This is a genomic window from Ruegeria sp. YTSC002, assembly GCF_059609845.1.
The window spans coordinates 67,161-82,975 of the sequence record NZ_JBXWML010000012.1; the positions used below are offsets into that span (position 1 = coordinate 67,161).

The following is a 15,815-nucleotide window of genomic DNA, read 5'->3' on the forward strand; positions in this document are numbered from 1 at the left end:
AGTGCTAGAACTTGTTGTCGGCGATGCGCAGCTGACGGGCGCGGGACAGAATCGCATCCTCCACGGCACGGGTTGTTGCCGCGCTTACCGGGGCGCCCCCGCTGGATTGCAGGGCGACGGACAAAGACCGGGCCGCAAGCGCCGGATCGCTGATGTGTACGGTCGCCCTGTATGACCGGCCTCCGCCCGGAGGGGTGCCGTAACCTGTTACGATCACTCCGGTAAACGGATCGACCTCCTGCACAGGCAGGAAATTCAGTATGTCCAGAGAAGCTGCCCACAGGTACCGGTTTACATTGGTGGTCTGCTCGGCCTTGCTGCGATCGAAAATGTCCCACAACGTTGAACGTTCGGGATCGTTCAGTTCGCGTTCATCGGAATTACCGCTGGCGGGATTGGGGGAATATGTCGAAGTGGTTCGATTCTGCCCGCATGCCGCAATCGTGGTGGTCAGCATGATTAATCCCAAAATCGTAGGCAGGCGCATTGTCAGCAGGTCCTGTTTCACTTGTTTTGCAGTATTCAGGGCATACTCCTAGCCAAGGACCCTCGCTGCAACAAGCCTATTCTTCTGAAATGTAAGTGTATCACCCGCATCCGGGCGAAAAGGAACTGTGGCATCCTTGCACCAATCTGACCCCAATGACGTGACCGGGTTTATGCCAAGCTTGCGCAATGGGGGCAAAAAGAGCGAAACGGTGTCCGTGCTGAGACATATGCCGAGGCATGTGTCGAGTAGATAACTCTTTTGAAAGAAACCGAGGGAAACAAGATGAAAAAAGTTCTCTTCGCATCGACGGCGCTGATCGCGACCGCAGGCGTTGCGGCAGCTGAGATTAACTTCAGCGGTTACGGCCGTTTTGGTATTGGTTACACTGAAGACCGTACCGCAACCACAACCGTTACTGGACCTGGCGCAGACGGCCTGATGGGCACAGCAGATGACGTATCCGCAAGCTCGACCGCACAGTCTGACGACGCTATCCTGGTCTCGCGCTTCCGTCTGAACATCGACGGCATCGCAGAAACCGACGGCGGCGTTCGTTTTGAAGGCCGTGTTCGTCTGCAAGCTGACGAAGACAGCAGCACCGGTGAAGCAAACTCGGCCGGCCTGAACGGCGCACGCTTCTCGGTCATCTACGGCGGTCTGCGTGTTGACGCGGGCAACGTCGCAGGTTCGTTTGACAACCTGGCAAACTACTACGGCAACGAAGTAGGTCTGGAACTGTTCGCAGGTCAGTACTCGGGCGTTGACTACAGCTTCCTGGCGTACTCGTCGACCGGTTCGGGCGCGAACGCTGTGTTCTTCCAGTATTCGGTTGGCGACTTCTCGTTTGGTGCGTCTTATGACCAAGCGCAGGTTACAACTGTTGCAGCTGGTGGCGCCACTTCGACCACCACTGACGCAGACCGCTGGGACATCAGCGCGACCTACACCTTCAACAACATCACTGCCGCTCTGGCCTATGGTCAGACCGACGGTGGCGCAGGCAGCGATCCGAGCCTGACCGTTCTGACCCTGGGTGGCGAATGGGGTGACTTCTCGGGTACTCTGTTTGTCGCGGACGACGCAACCAAAGTTGCTTCGACCGACGGTACTGCATGGGGTCTGTCGGCTGCCTACAACCTGGGCGCTGCAACCACCCTGCTGTTCACCTATGGTGACGGTAACGCATCTGCTGACCTTCAGCAGGTTGCTATCGGTGCAATCTACGACCTGGGTGGCGGTGCATCGCTGCGCGGTGGTCTGGGTGTAAACGACTGTGACTCTTGCGCAGACTCGACCATCAAGGCTGACTTCGGTGCTCAGTTCAACTTCTAAGCTGATCTGAACCGTAAGGTTTAAGGGCGGGTCTTCGGACTCGCCCTTTTCTTTTGCGCCGACTTGGTGTTTTTCTGCGCCAAAGACAGATTGAGGGCCCCATGTCGTTGCAAGAGATCACCGCGCGTATCGCCAAAGCCGAAGCCAAAGCACAACGGCAGGCCGGTTCGGTCAAATTGATTGCCGTTTCCAAGGTGCAGCCCAACGAACGGGTTCAGGCCGTTCTTGAGCAGGGGCACAGGTGTTTTGGTGAGAATCGCGTTCAGGAGGCGGCCAGCAAATGGCCCGCTTTCAAAGAGCAGTTCGATGCCGTCGATCTGCATCTCATCGGCCCGTTGCAGACCAACAAAGCCAGGCAGGCGATGGAACTGTGTGATGCGATCCATTCGGTCGATCGCCCCAAACTGGCCAAAACCCTGGCGCGGCTGGCGCAAGAGTTGGGATACTGCCCCGACTTGTTCATTCAGGTCAATACGGGTGAAGAAGCGCAGAAGGCCGGCGTTCTTCCCGCGGACGCGGACGGGTTCATCGCGGAATGCCAGTCTTTGGACCTTCCGGTGCGCGGGTTGATGTGCATCCCGCCGGTCGATGAAGAACCCACACTTCATTTCGCACTTTTGGCCAAGATCGCCGCACGCAACGGGCTTGAGGGCTTGTCGATGGGTATGAGCGGTGATTTCGAGCAGGCCATCGCCTTGGGCGCGACCCATGTCCGCGTCGGGTCGGCCATTTTCGGCGAGCGGGTCAAACCTCTGGGATGATCAGGCGCGTTCCAGGAGAGATTCGCCCTGCAATCCAGTGCAAATGGTCCCGACGGAAGGCGATGCAACCTTCGGTTGGGTAGCCGGGCCTGCGCCACTGGTGCAGAAAAATTGCCGATCCCCTGCCGGGAACCGCATTCGGCCAGTTCCAGTCGGTCAACAGAACCAGATCGTAAAGCGGATCAGCCCGGCGCAGTTTTTCATGACTGAACGCATAAGGGGCGGGCACCATGTGATTGTAGCGGCTGTCCTCGACGTCATCCGACCACAAGTCCTGCGGCCCAATCGGGATCGCCCAGAAGTTGGGGGCGACCAGCCGGTCGGGCCGATAGAGCATGCCGACGATTCGATGGCATCCGGTAGGTGTCGCCCCGTCACCCTCGTGTTTCGTGTTGTTCAATCCGCCTTTGCCAATGGAACACGGAAACGTTCTGCCCAGAAACCGAACGCCGTTCGGGGTCAGAACCAAATCACTTGGGGTCACAGCAAGTGCCCGGATTTCGCGGCTTTCGTGGCCAGGTATCCCCGGTTATGCGCGGTTTCGCCCACTTTCAAAGGAACGCGCTCGGTCACGGCGATCCCCGTGCGTTCCATCATCGAGATCTTGGCGGGGTTGTTGGTCAGCAGGCGCACCGAGTTGAAACCCAGCGATTTCAGGATATCCGACCCGAGTCGGAAATCGCGCTCATCATCCTCGAAACCCAGCCTGTGGTTTGCTTCTACCGTGTCAAAGCCCTGATCTTGGAGAAAATAGGCGCGCATCTTGTTGGCCAGCCCGATACCGCGCCCTTCCTGGTTCAGGTACAGAAGAACTCCTGCCCCTTCGGCCCCCATTTGTGCCAGCGCGCCGCGCAGTTGCGGACCGCAGTCGCATTTCAGGCTGCCCATCAGATCGCCCGTGAAACAGGCGGAATGCAACCGGGCCAGAACCGGCTTGTCCCGATCCGGGCGGCCTATTTCGACCGCGTAATGCTCTTCTCCGCCATCTTCGGGGCGGAAAACATGCAGGCGACCGGCCTCGGAGACTTCCATCGGAAGGCGGGCGGCGACCACCTCATGCAAGGCGCTGCGGTCCGCCAGATGCGGGGCGGCGCGTGTGTGATCTATGCAGGTCAGGCCGTGCGATACGGCAAAGGCCCGACCGTCTTCGACCGGCACGACGACCGCGGCGGGAAGAATGCGAGCGGACTTGGCCAACGCAATCGCGATGCGGTGCAAATTGGCGTTACCGTGGCGCTCGGTCATCAGCGGCCCTTTCATCGGCGCGCTCAGATCGTCCGAGGGATCGGCAACCGCCTGCACCCATGTGATGTCTGCATCGGCGGGAATCGAAACCCGTGCGAGATCACCGTCATAGGCACGCGCTTTGAGTGTTTCGGCCCGCCGCCCGGTAATGGCCACCACCGGTTCCCCGAGCTTTTTCAGATCAGCCAGGCGCTGTGGGCTGAGCGTTTCCGCAGAGATCGCCACAACGCTAAAGCCGCTGTCATCGGTCAGCACCACTGGAACGCCCATGCGCAGATCGGCCCGGGCCCTGGCCAGAAGTTCGGTGATATCGGGAATGAGACTCATCTATGTTACCCTATAACGCTCAGCTTTTCTCCTAGCTGTTTCGAAAGGAAATGTGAAACATTTCTGCCAACTCTGACACGAAGGCGTGAAACCGTTGCAGCAAATCTTGTTGATTGCATATTCCGCGCGCAAGTGATGGAAAAGCGTTTGGAGGATCGGGAAATGGCTCAACTCAAGAAAATCCTGTTGGTGGACGATGACGAGGATCTGCGCGAGGCGCTCAGCGAACAACTTGTCATGACCGAAGACTTTGACGTTTTCGAAGCGTCAGACGGCCAGTCCGCAATGGAGCGCGCACGCGAAGCGATCTATGATCTGGTCATTCTTGATGTGGGTCTGCCCGATACCGACGGGCGGGAACTGTGCCGCCTGATGCGCAAACAGGGTGTCAAAAGCCCGATCCTGATGCTGACCGGTCATGACAGCGATGCCGATACGATTCTGGGTCTGGACGCCGGCGCGAATGACTATGTCTCCAAACCATTCAAATTCCCGGTTTTGCTGGCCCGTATCCGCGCTCAGCTGCGGCAGCACGAACAATCCGAGGACGCGGTATTTGTTCTTGGCCCCTATACGTTCAAACCAGCGATGAAGATGCTGATCACGGAAGAAGACCGCAAGATCCGCCTGACCGAGAAGGAAACCAACATCCTCAAGTTCCTGTACCGCTCGACCGATGGCGTCGTGGCGCGGGATGTGCTGCTGCATGAAGTTTGGGGATACAATGCCGGGGTCACGACGCATACGCTGGAAACCCACATCTACCGTTTGCGTCAGAAAATCGAGCCCGATCCGTCCAATGCGCGCCTTTTGGTCACAGAATCGGGTGGATATAGGCTCGTGTCTTAACTGGTTGTGGATTGATGTGGATCAAAGTGATACTCTGAACTCATAATTAGGTTACTCCCAACCCGTGCATGTCCGGGTCATGACATGTACCTCCCTGTTGGACTGCCGGGCCGAATGGCCCGGCTTTTTTTCGGTGCTGAAGGGGGGCTGCTACGCAAGACAGAAAGCAGCACTGACCGATTTTTGGCCCATAATAGAACAATGAGCTCTGCGGCGGGTCACTCTTCCACGGGAGCAACGGCCCGCTGATAAAGGTGCCACGTGGTGTGGCCAAGGATCGGAAGGGTGAAAACCAGACCCAGAAACGCCGGAACCAGCGACAACAGCATGGTGACCGAGATGATCGCCGCCCAGCCCAGCATGACCACCGGGCTTTCGGATACGACGCGCAAAGAGGTCAACATGGCGGAAATGAAGTTGGTTTCCCGGTCCAGCAGCAAGGGCATGGCGACGACGGTCACCGAAAACAGTACGGCCGACAGGAATGCGCCGACACAGGTGCCTACGGCAAGGAATATCCAACCCTGCGGTGTGAAGAATACGGCGTTCAAAAACCCGTCGAAATCCGAAAAGGATGCGTTCTGGAGTATGATCGCCAACCAAAGCCGAACCTGGTAAATCCATACCCAAAAAATGAAAAGAGTGACAAAGGCCATCCAGCCCATTTCGCGTTTGCGTTGATTGGCCATAACGGTCAGGATTTCAGACCAGCCAAAGCTTTCGCCTTTCTGCAAGCGGCGCGACATTTCATAAAGCCCGGCGGCGGCAAAAGGGGCGATCAGCGGAAAGCCTACAATGGCAGGGATAATCATCCAGATCTGGCCAAGCCAGATCAGGGCCCAAACCAACAGAATTCCGAAAACCGCAAAGAAAAGGCCGAAGAAACCGCTCATGACAGGGCGGGCCAGAAAGTCGGAAAACCCTGCCTTCAGTGACGCTGTGATATCATCTACAGTGACCCTGTTGACATTGGGCATGGTTTGCTGCTGTGGCGTCAGGTTTTCCGGCGGCGTGGAACCTGCGGATTCGGATGCCATGACACACTCCTCCCAAAGCATCGTGCCGGGCCGGTCTGTTCGCGAACAGACCCAGCGGTGAAATAGACATTCCTCATTCGCACACAAGTCTGCATCAGGCGAGGTATCAGGGCAAGAGGAAGCTCGACGGCAAAGCTCGTTGACCTGCCGACGGATAGTCCAGGGATGAAGCCGCCTTTTCTCGTGGCAACTGGCTTTGTGCCACGCTAACCTGCGCCAATCGCGACAAAGGAATCCCCGACATGCCTTTCACCCTTGCCACATGGAACATCAATTCCGTTCGCCTGCGTGAGCCTATCGTTCTGAAATTGCTGCAAGAAGAAGCCCCTGACGTATTGTGCCTGCAAGAGTGCAAATCACCGGTTGAGAAGATCCCGACCGAAGGGTTTGCCGAACTGGGTTACAGGCACATGATCGCGCGGGGGCAGAAGGGTTACAACGGCGTCGCCATCCTGTCGCGCCTGCCGATGGAAGAGGTGGGTGACAAGGATTTCGCTGGTCTCGGACATGCCCGCCACATTGCCGGGCGGTTGGAAAACGGTGTCACGATCCACAACTTCTATGTCCCGGCGGGCGGCGACGTGCCGGACCGGGACGTCAATGAGAAATTCGGCCAGAAGCTCGACTATCTCACTGATATGCGCGATTGGTTCCGTGCGGAAAAGCCGGCTAAATCCATCCTTGTCGGTGATCTGAACATCGCCCCGCGTGAGGATGATGTATGGTCACACAAACAACTGCTGAAGGTCGTCTCGCACACGCCCGTCGAGGTCGAGCATCTGGCCGAGACACAGGAAGCAGGCGGCTGGGTCGATATCACCCGTCAGGATATTCCGGAAGGGCAGCTTTACAGCTGGTGGTCCTATCGCGCCCGGGATTGGGATGCGGCAGACAAGGGGCGCCGGCTGGACCATATCTGGGCCACGGCCGATATCTCGAACGCGGGCCATTCCAGCCGCATCCTGAGGGACGCCCGTGGATGGGAAAAACCCAGCGATCACGCTCCGGTCTTTGCCAGTTTCGACGTCTGATCTGCAACTCAGCCCTTGGTTTCCGCGGCCAGCGACTGCATATAGGGCGCAAATTCGAACGAAAGAGTGATTGCCATGGACCTTCTGAACGGCGGAGACGCCCCAGCAACCGATCTGATCAAAGACGGGACCGAGGCCACTTTCATGGCCGATGTGGTCGAAACCTCGCAGGAAACACCTGTGATCGTCGATTTCTGGGCACCTTGGTGTGGCCCGTGCAAAACCCTTGGCCCGATGCTGGAAGAGGCTGTGACAGCCGCGAAAGGCGCGGTGAAGATGGTCAAGATCAATGTGGATGACGCGCAGACAATTGCCGCGCAAATGCGCATCCAGTCGATCCCGACCGTCTATGCCTTTTTCAAGGGTCAGCCGGTGGACGGGTTTCAAGGCGCGTTGCCGGGATCCGAGATCAAGGCTTTCGTGGACCGTGTGATCGAAGCCGCAGGCGGTGAAAGCCCGGGCGGCCAGTTGGATGATGCCGTGCAGGCTGCCGAGGAAATGCTCGCCGAAGGTGCTGCCGCGGACGCGGCTCAGACCTTTGCCGCGATTCTGGGCGAAGACCCGAACCACGCCGCGGCTTATGGCGGGCTGGTGCGGGCGCATATCGCCACCGGTGATCTGGAGCAGGCAGAGGCGATCCTGAACGGCGCTCCGGCCGAGATATCCACATCGGCCGAGCTGGAAGCCGCACATGCGCAGCTGGAACTTGCCAAGCAGGCGGCAGATGCCGGCCCCGTCGCCGAGCTGATGGCGGCTGTCGAGGCGGATCCGGACAACCATCAGGCCCGCTTTGATCTGGCCCAGGCGCTGCACGCGAACGGCAATGTGGAAGAAGCCGTGGCACAATTGCTGGAGCTGTTCCGCCGGGATCGTGAATGGAATGAGGGCGCGGCCAAGACACAGCTTTTCACCATCTTCGATGCGCTCAAGGCCAATGACCCGATTGTTCTGAACGGACGTCGCAAACTCAGTTCGATGATATTTGCCTAATCTCTCATCAGAGCTAGAATTGGGTACATGATGCACCCCGCCGACCTGCCGGATACGGTATCCGTTTTTCCATTGCCCGGGGCACTGCTGCTGCCCCGCTCGCGCTTGCCGCTTCACATATTCGAGCCGCGCTATCTTCAGATGCTGGACGACGCGCTGAAAACCAAGGAACGGTTGATCGCAATGGTTCAGCCGAATCCTTCGGTCAAAGACGAGGACAAACTGCACCGTATTGGATGCGCAGGGCGGGTGACGCAGTTTTCGGAAACCGAAGATGGCCGGTATCTGATCACGTTGACCGGTATATCCCGGTTCAGGGTCCTGTCAGAGCTGGACGCGTTCACGCCCTACCGGAGGTGTGCGGTCTCGTGGGACGGGTTCGATCGTGATCTGGGAAAGGCCGAGAAAGACAACGGGTTTGACCGCAACGCGTTCCTGACACTGTTGGAGCGTTTCTTTTCATCCCGTCAATTGTCCACCGACTGGGATTCGCTCAAAGATGCCGAGGATGAGCTTTTGGTGAATTCCCTGTCGATGCTTTTGGATTTCGACCCCGAGGACAAACAGGCCCTGCTGGAAGCCCCTTGCCTGCGCACCCGGCGCGAGACGTTGGTGACGCTGATTGAATTCGCCATGCGAGGCGGATCGAATGAGGAAAAACTGCAATGACCGACCCTGAACACGCCTTTGATCGTCACATGCTCGAGGCGATGATCTGCCCGCAGACACATACGACCCTGCACTATGACGCCGAAAGGCGGGAACTTGTTTCAAAAGCGGCGGGTTTGGCTTTTCCCATCCGCAACGGGATTCCGGTCATGCTGGTCGACGAGGCCCGGCAGCTGGATTAAATCGGGCGCCCTTGCAACAGCTTGGGCAGATCGCCGGTCAGCCCGGCAGCCTCGCGAACGAAGCCGCGACGCAGCCCGGGCAAAGCGCCGACAACTCCCATGCCAATGTCACGACCAAGGCGCAGCAACGGATTGTCGTTTGAAAACATCTTGTTGAAGACATCTGTCGCCATTGCCAGCGAGGCCGTGTCGAAACGGCGCCATTCCTGATAGCGCTCCAGCACCATGAGCGAGCCGATATCCTCGCCGCGCCGTCCCGCCAAAGTCAGAACTTCAGCCAGAGCGCCGACATCGCGCAGGCCAGCATTCAGGCCCTGACCGGCAATGGGGTGCATTCCGTGCGCGGCATCCCCAACCAGCGCCATGCGATCACTGATGAAGGCATTGGCGATGGTCAGGTTCAGCGGGTAAGTGAAACGATCACCCGCCAGACTGATTTTGCCAAGAAAATCGCCAAATCTCGGGCGTAGCACTTGCACGTAATCATCTTCGGGCAGGGCGTTGATGTGCTGTGCGGTTTCGGTGCGTTCGCTCCAGACGATGGAACTGCGATTGCCAGTCAACGGCAGAATCGCCAGCGGACCGGGTGGCATGAAAAACTGATGCGCAATGCCAATATGCGGCAGCTCATGTTCGATGGCGCAGACCAATGCCGTCTGGCCATAATCCCAACCGGTGCGTTTGATGCCGGCCCGAGACGCGGTTCCGCTGCGGCGACCGTCACAGCCAACCAGCAGGATGCCGCCCAGGGTTGTGCCGTCATCCAACGTCACGGTCACGTTGGCAGTGTCGGCCTGTTGCGAAACGACGGATTTGCCGCTTACCTGGGTGATGCGCGGCTCTTCGGCCATCGCGTCCAGAAAAGCACGGCGCAGGTGGCGATCCTCGACCATGTACCCCATCGGGCCTTCTTCGATCTCGGCATGGTCGAAATGCATGAAAAAAGGTGATGGTCCTGTTCCGGCATGGCCATCTGTGACCTTGATTTCCAGCATCGGTTGGGCGTGCTGCGCGACGCGGTCCCAAATACCGATGGCATCCAACAACCGCTGTGAGGCCAGAGCCAGCGCATAGGCACGCCCGTCGAATGCCGCGTTCTTGCGCGCCTTTTCGACCAGCGCATCGATCACCGTGACCGAATGACCGGTTTGTGCCAGTGCCAGCGCCAAAGCAGGGCCGTTCAACCCGCCGCCCACGATCAGAATGTCAGAAGCCTGTGTCATGCCCTGCAATATGCGCGCCCTTTCGGGATTGTCCATGTGCAGTCCTGTCGCTACCGTCACCCAAAGCCTAAAAATCAGGAGGGATGAGATGCAGGACTGGTTGACCATGACCGCGTGTGATTTGGGCCGTGGCATTGGCATGGGCCAGATCGATCCGGTCGAACTGACGGAAACCTACCTGTCCGCTATTGACGCTCATCCGCATCGGGACCGCATCTATGCCCGCGTCACCCATGACCGTGCCCGGGCTGAGGCTGAAGCCGCTCGGCAACGCGCGCAACTGGGCCTGCGCCGGTCGTTGCTGGACGGGGTCCCGATCAGTTGGAAAGACCTGTTCGACACCGCCGGCACCGTGACCGAGGCCGGTTCGGCTCTGTTGAAGGATCGCGTACCGGAAGCGGATGCTCTGGTGCTGCGCAACGCGACTCAGATGGGAACGGTTTGTCTGGGCAAGACGCATATGAGCGAGCTGGCCTTTTCCGGCCTCGGGTTGAATCCGATCACCGAAACCCCGCCCTGCATTCATGACGAGGCAGCAGTGCCCGGGGGGTCGTCTTCAGGGGCGGCGGCCTCGGTCGCCTGGGGGTTGGCGGCGTGTGGCATCGGCTCGGACACGGGCGGGTCGGTGCGTATCCCGGCGGCATGGAATGATCTGGTGGGGCTGAAAACCACTGCGGGGCGGCTCAGCCTGGAAGGTGTGGTACCGCTTTGCCTGCGGTTTGACACGGTTGGACCTGTGGCGCGTTCGGTCGAGGATGCGGCGCATGTTCTGGCTCTGCTCGAGGGGGGGACGCCTGCCGATCTGCGTGGCGCTTCGCTGAAAGGACGCCGTTTTGCCGATTTGCAGAACATCGCCAAAGACGATCTGCGCGACACACCGCGCAAAGCATATGACGAAGCCGTTGCCAAACTTGCGGACGCGGGGGCCGAGATCGTGCCGTTGGAAGTGCCCGAGTTGAACGAGGCCATGACGTTGACCAGCATCGTATACACGACCGAGGCCTATGGGCTGTGGCGCGATGTGATCAAGGCCAATCCCGACGCGATGTATCCCGAGATACTCGAACGCTTCCGCATTGGCATGGGGTATTCGGGCCCCGACTATGTGGCCGCCTGGGCCAAGCTCAAGGCGTGCCGCAGCGCCTGGGACGCGGCAACTGCCGGGTTTGATGCGGTTCTGGCGCCGACAGCGCCGATTTTGCCGCCCAATCTGGAGCGCTTGCTCAGCGATCACGACTACTACGTGACTGAGAATCTTCTGGCCCTGCGGAACACGCGGATTGGCAATCTGATGGGGCTTGCGGCGCTGAGCCTGCCCACCGGAACCCCCGGTTGCGGGTTGATGATGTTGGGCTATCCCGGCTCGGAAGAGGCGTTGTTGCGGCTTGGTTCGGCAGCGGAATCGGTGCTGGCCTGAATGCCACAATCCCCTGATTCGGAACCTCTTTGTCTGGACGAAGAGGCATACGGACTGTAATCTGCCAAAAAAACGGGGCGCCAATGACCCCGATATTGAGGCAGTATTATGGTTTTCCCCGAGCGGTTTTCGAACCTACCGGCTTATGCATTCCCGCGTCTGCGCGCCCTGCTGGATCATCACCAGCCGGGCGGTGACGTCATTCATATGACCATTGGTGCGCCGACACATGAATTTCCGGCCTGGGTGACGGATGTCATCATGGAAAACGCCGCCGGGTTCCAGGGATATCCCCCGAACGAAGGGTCGGATGACCTGCGCAGTGCGATCACGGGCTGGATCAAGCGGAGATATGGGGTTCAGATGGACCCTGATGCCAACGTAATGGCGCTGAACGGCACGCGCGAGGGGCTATACAACGCCGCCATGGCTTTGTGCCCGGAACAGAAGAATGGTCAGCAGCCGATCATCCTGTGCCCGAACCCGTTTTACCAGGTTTACATGGTCGCCTCGCTGTCGGTCGGCGCGCAGCCATACTTCGTGCCAGCCACCGCCGCGACGGGCCATCTGCCGGATTATGCCGGCCTGCCTGCGGACGTGCTGAACCGCACCGCCGTGGCCTATATCTGTTCACCGGCCAATCCACAGGGGGCCGTTGCCTCGCGCGATTATTGGGCCGACCTGATCCGTCTGGCCGAGCAGTACGATTTCCGCATTTTTGCGGATGAGTGTTACTCCGAGATTTACCGTGATGAGGCCCCGACAGGTATTCTGACCGTCGCGCAGGACCTGGGCGCTGATCCTGAACGGATCACGCTGTTCAACTCACTCTCCAAACGTTCGAATCTGGCCGGCTTGCGGTCGGGACTTGTCGCAGGTGGTCCAAAGTCGATCAAACAGGTCAAGCAGTTGCGCACCTATGCCGGGTCGCCTCTGCCTCTGCCCTTGCAAGCTGCCGCGGCAAAGGTTTGGGCGGATGAGGAACACGTTCGCGAAAACCGCGCGCTGTATCAGGAAAAATACGCCATAGCGGATGAGGTATTCGCAGGCGTGCAGGGCTATATGCCGCCCGAGGCCGGATTCTTCCTGTGGCTGCCGGTCGAGAATGGTGAAGACACCGCATTGAAAGTCTGGAAGGAAACCGGTGTCCGGGTCCTGCCGGGCGCATATCTTTCACAAAGCGATCCGGGAAAGAACCCGGGCGAAGGATTTATTCGGGCTGCATTGGTGGCCCCAAAAACAGAGTTGCAGCGTGGTCTGATCACACTCCGCGACTGCATCTATTCGTGAGGTACGAGGGCAAAATGGCATCATACAACGCGCGTAACCGCGATCCATTGCTGGACAGCACAACGCAGGCAGCCCTGGAGCGACGCAGCAAGGAACTGATTGGCATCGCCCTGATCCTGCTGGGTTTGGCTGCGGCCGCGATGATCTGGTCCTACACACCTGATGATCCAAACTGGATGGTGTCCACCGACGCACCGGTGCAAAACTGGATGGGGCGGATTGGGGCCTCGATCGCCGCTCCCTTGTTCATGATCGTCGGCTGGGGAAGCTGGGGCATCGCATTGGTTCTGATCGGTTGGGGGGTTCGGTTTGCGGGCCATTTCGGGGAAGATCGCGCGATCGCGCGTCTGATCTTTGCGCCGATCTGGATCGCCGTCGTCTCGGTGTACGCCGCAACCCTCGTTCCTGACGCAGACTGGCGCGCGACCCACAGCTATGGTTTGGGCGGATTGTTCGGCGATACGGTCATGGGCGCGTTGCTGACGCTGCTGCCGATTTCGTCCCATTTTCTGGTGAAGCTGATGTCGCTTGCCATGGCGGTCGGGATGATCGCGCTGGGCATATTTGTTCTGGGCTTCACCAAAGCTGATGTAAAAAAGGGCTTCCGAGCCTTCCTGCTGGGTCTCGTTATGGCATACGACATGCTGATGACCCTGATGGGCCGTGGTGCAGCCTCGGCAGCGCAGGCTGCGCGAGATCGCCGCGCGCAATGGGAAGAGCGCAAACTTGCGCGAACCGCAGCGGCCGAGGCCGTGTTCGAGGATGATCTGGCTTATGCCGATCCAATCTTTGAAGAACCTGAACTGGAAAGTCCCGAACCTCCGGTCAAATCCGGCCTGTTGGCGCGCATGCCGTCACTCATCAGGCGCCCCGATCCCATGCCCGAGCCAGAGCTGGTCGATCCGGAACCGATCGCGGGTTTCGACGAAATGCCGGGGGAAGATCGCATCCGGTCGAAAATCTCGGCCGCTGTGCGCAATCGCAAAGTGGCCACCGGTGAGGTGACGCCCGAACCCGACCCGAACCTTCCGCTGACCAAAGGCCGTGGCCGCCGCCCAGGGCCGCTGATTCTGAACACAAGCCAGCCCGATGGCTTGCCGATGGAACCGCCGGTGACAGCAGCAGGGCTGCCGCCCGAGCCACCCGTAACAGCGGGTGACAAGCCAGAGTCGCAAGACTCCGCACTGGTTGAAAACGCGCCCGCGCCCATGCAGACCCCCTATGCGCCCGAACTGGACGAGGGGGACGCAGAGGTATTCGAGGATGTCGAACAAGCTGTTCGGCAACCGCGCCCGGCAATGAAAATCCCGGTGGCCGAACCGCGCAAGCCCGTGGTCGCACAACCGATACGCCGCACACCGCAGCCGTCTCGCCGCGCACAGGCCGAGGCGCAGCCCGCATTGTCCTTTGAAGAGCGGCACTCGGATTTCGAACTGCCACCTCTGGGCCTTTTGTCGAATCCGGCCAGCATTCAGCGCCATCATCTGAGCGATGAAGCCTTGGAAGAAAACGCGCGGATGTTGGAGAACGTTCTGGATGATTACGGCGTCAAGGGCGAGATCGTCAGCGTTCGCCCCGGCCCGGTTGTGACCATGTACGAGCTGGAGCCCGCTCCGGGTCTGAAGGCAAGCCGTGTGATCGGCCTGGCCGACGACATCGCACGCTCGATGTCGGCCCTGTCGGCGCGGGTTTCGACCCTGCCGGGGCGTTCGGTGATCGGTATCGAACTGCCGAACGAAAACCGCGAAATGGTGGTTCTGCGCGAAATCCTGGCCAGCCGTGACTTTGGCGATGGCAACCAGGCGCTGCCGTTGGCCCTGGGCAAGGATATCGGCGGCGAATCCGTCGTGGCGAATCTGGCGAAGATGCCGCACCTGCTGATTGCGGGCACCACCGGGTCAGGTAAGTCGGTGGCAATCAACACGATGATCCTGTCACTGCTGTACAAGCTGACGCCGGATGAATGCCGTCTGATTATGATCGATCCCAAGATGCTGGAACTGTCGGTCTATGACGGCATCCCGCACCTGCTGTCGCCGGTCGTGACCGACCCGAAAAAGGCGGTGGTCGCACTGAAATGGGTCGTGGGCGAGATGGAGGACCGCTATCGCAAGATGTCCAAGATGGGCGTCCGCAACATCGCGGGTTACAACGGGCGCGTGAAGGATGCGCTGGCCAAAGGCGAGATGTTCAGCCGCACGGTGCAGACCGGGTTTGACGATGAAACCGGAGAACCCACATTCGAGACGGAAGAATTCGCGCCCGAAGCGATGCCCTATATCGTCGTCATCGTCGATGAGATGGCCGACCTGATGATGGTGGCGGGAAAGGAAATCGAAGCCTGCATCCAGCGTCTGGCGCAGATGGCGCGGGCCTCGGGCATTCACCTGATCATGGCCACACAGCGCCCTTCGGTCGACGTGATCACCGGTACGATCAAGGCGAACTTCCCAACGCGGATTTCGTTCCAGGTGACGTCGAAAGTCGACAGCCGCACCATTCTGGGTGAAATGGGCGCCGAACAGCTGCTGGGGCAGGGCGACATGCTTTACATGGCTGGCGGTGCCAAGATTACCCGCTGCCACGGGCCGTTCGTGTCGGATGAAGAGGTCGAGGAAGTCGTAAACCACCTGAAACAGTTCGGCCCGCCGGATTACGTCAGCACGGTGCTGGATGGCCCGGCCGAAGATAAGGCTGACAATATCGATGCCGTTCTGGGGTTGAACACAGGTGGCAATACGAACGGAGAGGATGCGCTCTACGATCAGGCGGTGGCAATCGTGATCAAGGATCGCAAATGCTCGACCTCGTACATCCAGCGAAAACTTGCCATCGGCTACAACAAAGCTGCACGGCTTGTTGAGCAAATGGAAGACGAAGGTGTTGTTTCGTCAGCAAATCATGTGGGGAAACGCGAAATCCTCGTCCCCGAACAGTAAGATATTTAATAACAAGGGCAGAAGACCTATCTG

The 15,815-nt window shown here is 59.2% G+C and carries 15 protein-coding genes; 10 read left to right on the forward strand and 5 right to left on the reverse strand.

Going from position 1 to position 15,815, the window contains the following annotated elements; all coding sequences use genetic code 11:
* Positions 1-4: 4 nt before the first annotated feature.
* Entirely contained in the window at positions 5-487 is a 483-nt protein-coding gene (locus AC2FFD_RS18740; protein ID WP_170345590.1) for a DUF3576 domain-containing protein, read from the reverse strand.
* Positions 488-772: 285 nt separating this feature from the next.
* Between AC2FFD_RS18740 and AC2FFD_RS18745 the strand changes: the two genes are divergently transcribed.
* Together AC2FFD_RS18745 and AC2FFD_RS18750 are read left to right on the forward strand one after the other, a co-directional pair.
* Positions 773-1,822: a porin gene (locus AC2FFD_RS18745; RefSeq protein WP_170345591.1), complete on the forward strand. Its 1,050-nt coding sequence runs from the start codon at positions 773-775 to the stop codon at positions 1,820-1,822.
* A gap of 101 nt (positions 1,823-1,923) precedes the next feature.
* On the forward strand, positions 1,924-2,583 hold the full coding sequence (locus AC2FFD_RS18750; RefSeq protein ID WP_170345592.1) for a YggS family pyridoxal phosphate-dependent enzyme: 660 nt from the start codon (positions 1,924-1,926) through the stop codon (positions 2,581-2,583).
* Here AC2FFD_RS18750 and AC2FFD_RS18755 read toward each other — a convergent pair.
* On the reverse strand, positions 2,567-3,067 hold the full coding sequence (locus tag AC2FFD_RS18755) for a L,D-transpeptidase family protein (RefSeq protein WP_496873822.1): 501 nt from the start codon (positions 3,065-3,067) through the stop codon (positions 2,567-2,569). The two genes, AC2FFD_RS18750 and AC2FFD_RS18755, sit on opposite strands and share 17 nt — an antisense overlap.
* Complete coding sequence (gene ribA, locus AC2FFD_RS18760; RefSeq protein ID WP_170345594.1) at positions 3,064-4,155, reverse strand: GTP cyclohydrolase II; 1,092 nt, start codon at positions 4,153-4,155, stop codon at positions 3,064-3,066. Before ribA ends, AC2FFD_RS18755 begins: the two co-directional genes overlap by 4 nt.
* Positions 4,156-4,317: 162 nt before the next feature.
* On the opposite strand from ribA, the gene AC2FFD_RS18765 reads away from it, so the two are divergent.
* The gene (locus AC2FFD_RS18765; protein ID WP_117872957.1) at positions 4,318-5,004 is read left to right on the forward strand and encodes a response regulator transcription factor; all 687 of its coding nucleotides are present in this window, start codon (positions 4,318-4,320) and stop codon (positions 5,002-5,004) included.
* Positions 5,005-5,222: 218 nt separating this feature from the next.
* On the opposite strand, the gene AC2FFD_RS18770 is transcribed toward AC2FFD_RS18765, so the two are convergent.
* Positions 5,223-6,041, reverse strand: coding sequence for a DUF2189 domain-containing protein (locus AC2FFD_RS18770; RefSeq protein WP_480685935.1), 819 nt, complete (start codon positions 6,039-6,041; stop codon positions 5,223-5,225).
* 242 nt (positions 6,042-6,283) lie between these two features.
* On the opposite strand from AC2FFD_RS18770, the gene AC2FFD_RS18775 reads away from it, so the two are divergent.
* The 4 genes from AC2FFD_RS18775 to AC2FFD_RS18790 all read left to right on the forward strand — a co-directional run bounded on the left by AC2FFD_RS18775 (position 6,284) and on the right by AC2FFD_RS18790 (position 8,913).
* Positions 6,284-7,072, forward strand: a complete 789-nt coding sequence (locus tag AC2FFD_RS18775; RefSeq protein WP_170345596.1) for an exodeoxyribonuclease III — start codon at positions 6,284-6,286, stop codon at positions 7,070-7,072.
* Between the two features lie 75 nt (positions 7,073-7,147).
* Positions 7,148-8,062: a thioredoxin gene (gene trxA, locus AC2FFD_RS18780; RefSeq protein WP_496873823.1), complete on the forward strand. Its 915-nt coding sequence runs from the start codon at positions 7,148-7,150 to the stop codon at positions 8,060-8,062.
* 27 nt (positions 8,063-8,089) lie between these two features.
* Positions 8,090-8,731 (forward strand): LON peptidase substrate-binding domain-containing protein, encoded by a 642-nt coding sequence (locus AC2FFD_RS18785; RefSeq protein WP_496873824.1) that lies wholly within the window; start codon positions 8,090-8,092, stop codon positions 8,729-8,731.
* A complete protein-coding gene (locus tag AC2FFD_RS18790; RefSeq protein ID WP_170345599.1) occupies positions 8,728-8,913 on the forward strand; it encodes a Trm112 family protein in 186 nt (61 codons plus the stop codon). The genes AC2FFD_RS18785 and AC2FFD_RS18790 overlap by 4 nt, the downstream gene beginning before the upstream one ends.
* Here the strand turns inward: AC2FFD_RS18790 and AC2FFD_RS18795 are convergent.
* The gene (locus AC2FFD_RS18795; protein ID WP_245223640.1) at positions 8,910-10,172 is read right to left on the reverse strand and encodes an FAD-dependent monooxygenase; all 1,263 of its coding nucleotides are present in this window, start codon (positions 10,170-10,172) and stop codon (positions 8,910-8,912) included. The two genes, AC2FFD_RS18790 and AC2FFD_RS18795, sit on opposite strands and share 4 nt — an antisense overlap.
* 52 nt (positions 10,173-10,224) lie before the next feature.
* Between AC2FFD_RS18795 and AC2FFD_RS18800 the strand changes: the two genes are divergently transcribed.
* The 3 genes from AC2FFD_RS18800 to AC2FFD_RS18810 all read left to right on the forward strand — a co-directional run bounded on the left by AC2FFD_RS18800 (position 10,225) and on the right by AC2FFD_RS18810 (position 15,782).
* Positions 10,225-11,553 (forward strand): amidase, encoded by a 1,329-nt coding sequence (locus tag AC2FFD_RS18800; protein ID WP_496873825.1) that lies wholly within the window; start codon positions 10,225-10,227, stop codon positions 11,551-11,553.
* A gap of 108 nt (positions 11,554-11,661) precedes the next feature.
* Positions 11,662-12,843, forward strand: coding sequence for an aminotransferase class I/II-fold pyridoxal phosphate-dependent enzyme (locus tag AC2FFD_RS18805; RefSeq protein ID WP_496873826.1), 1,182 nt, complete (start codon positions 11,662-11,664; stop codon positions 12,841-12,843).
* A 14-nt stretch (positions 12,844-12,857) separates the two neighbouring features.
* Positions 12,858-15,782 (forward strand): DNA translocase FtsK, encoded by a 2,925-nt coding sequence (locus tag AC2FFD_RS18810; protein WP_480685941.1) that lies wholly within the window; start codon positions 12,858-12,860, stop codon positions 15,780-15,782.
* Positions 15,783-15,815: the final 33 nt, after the last annotated feature.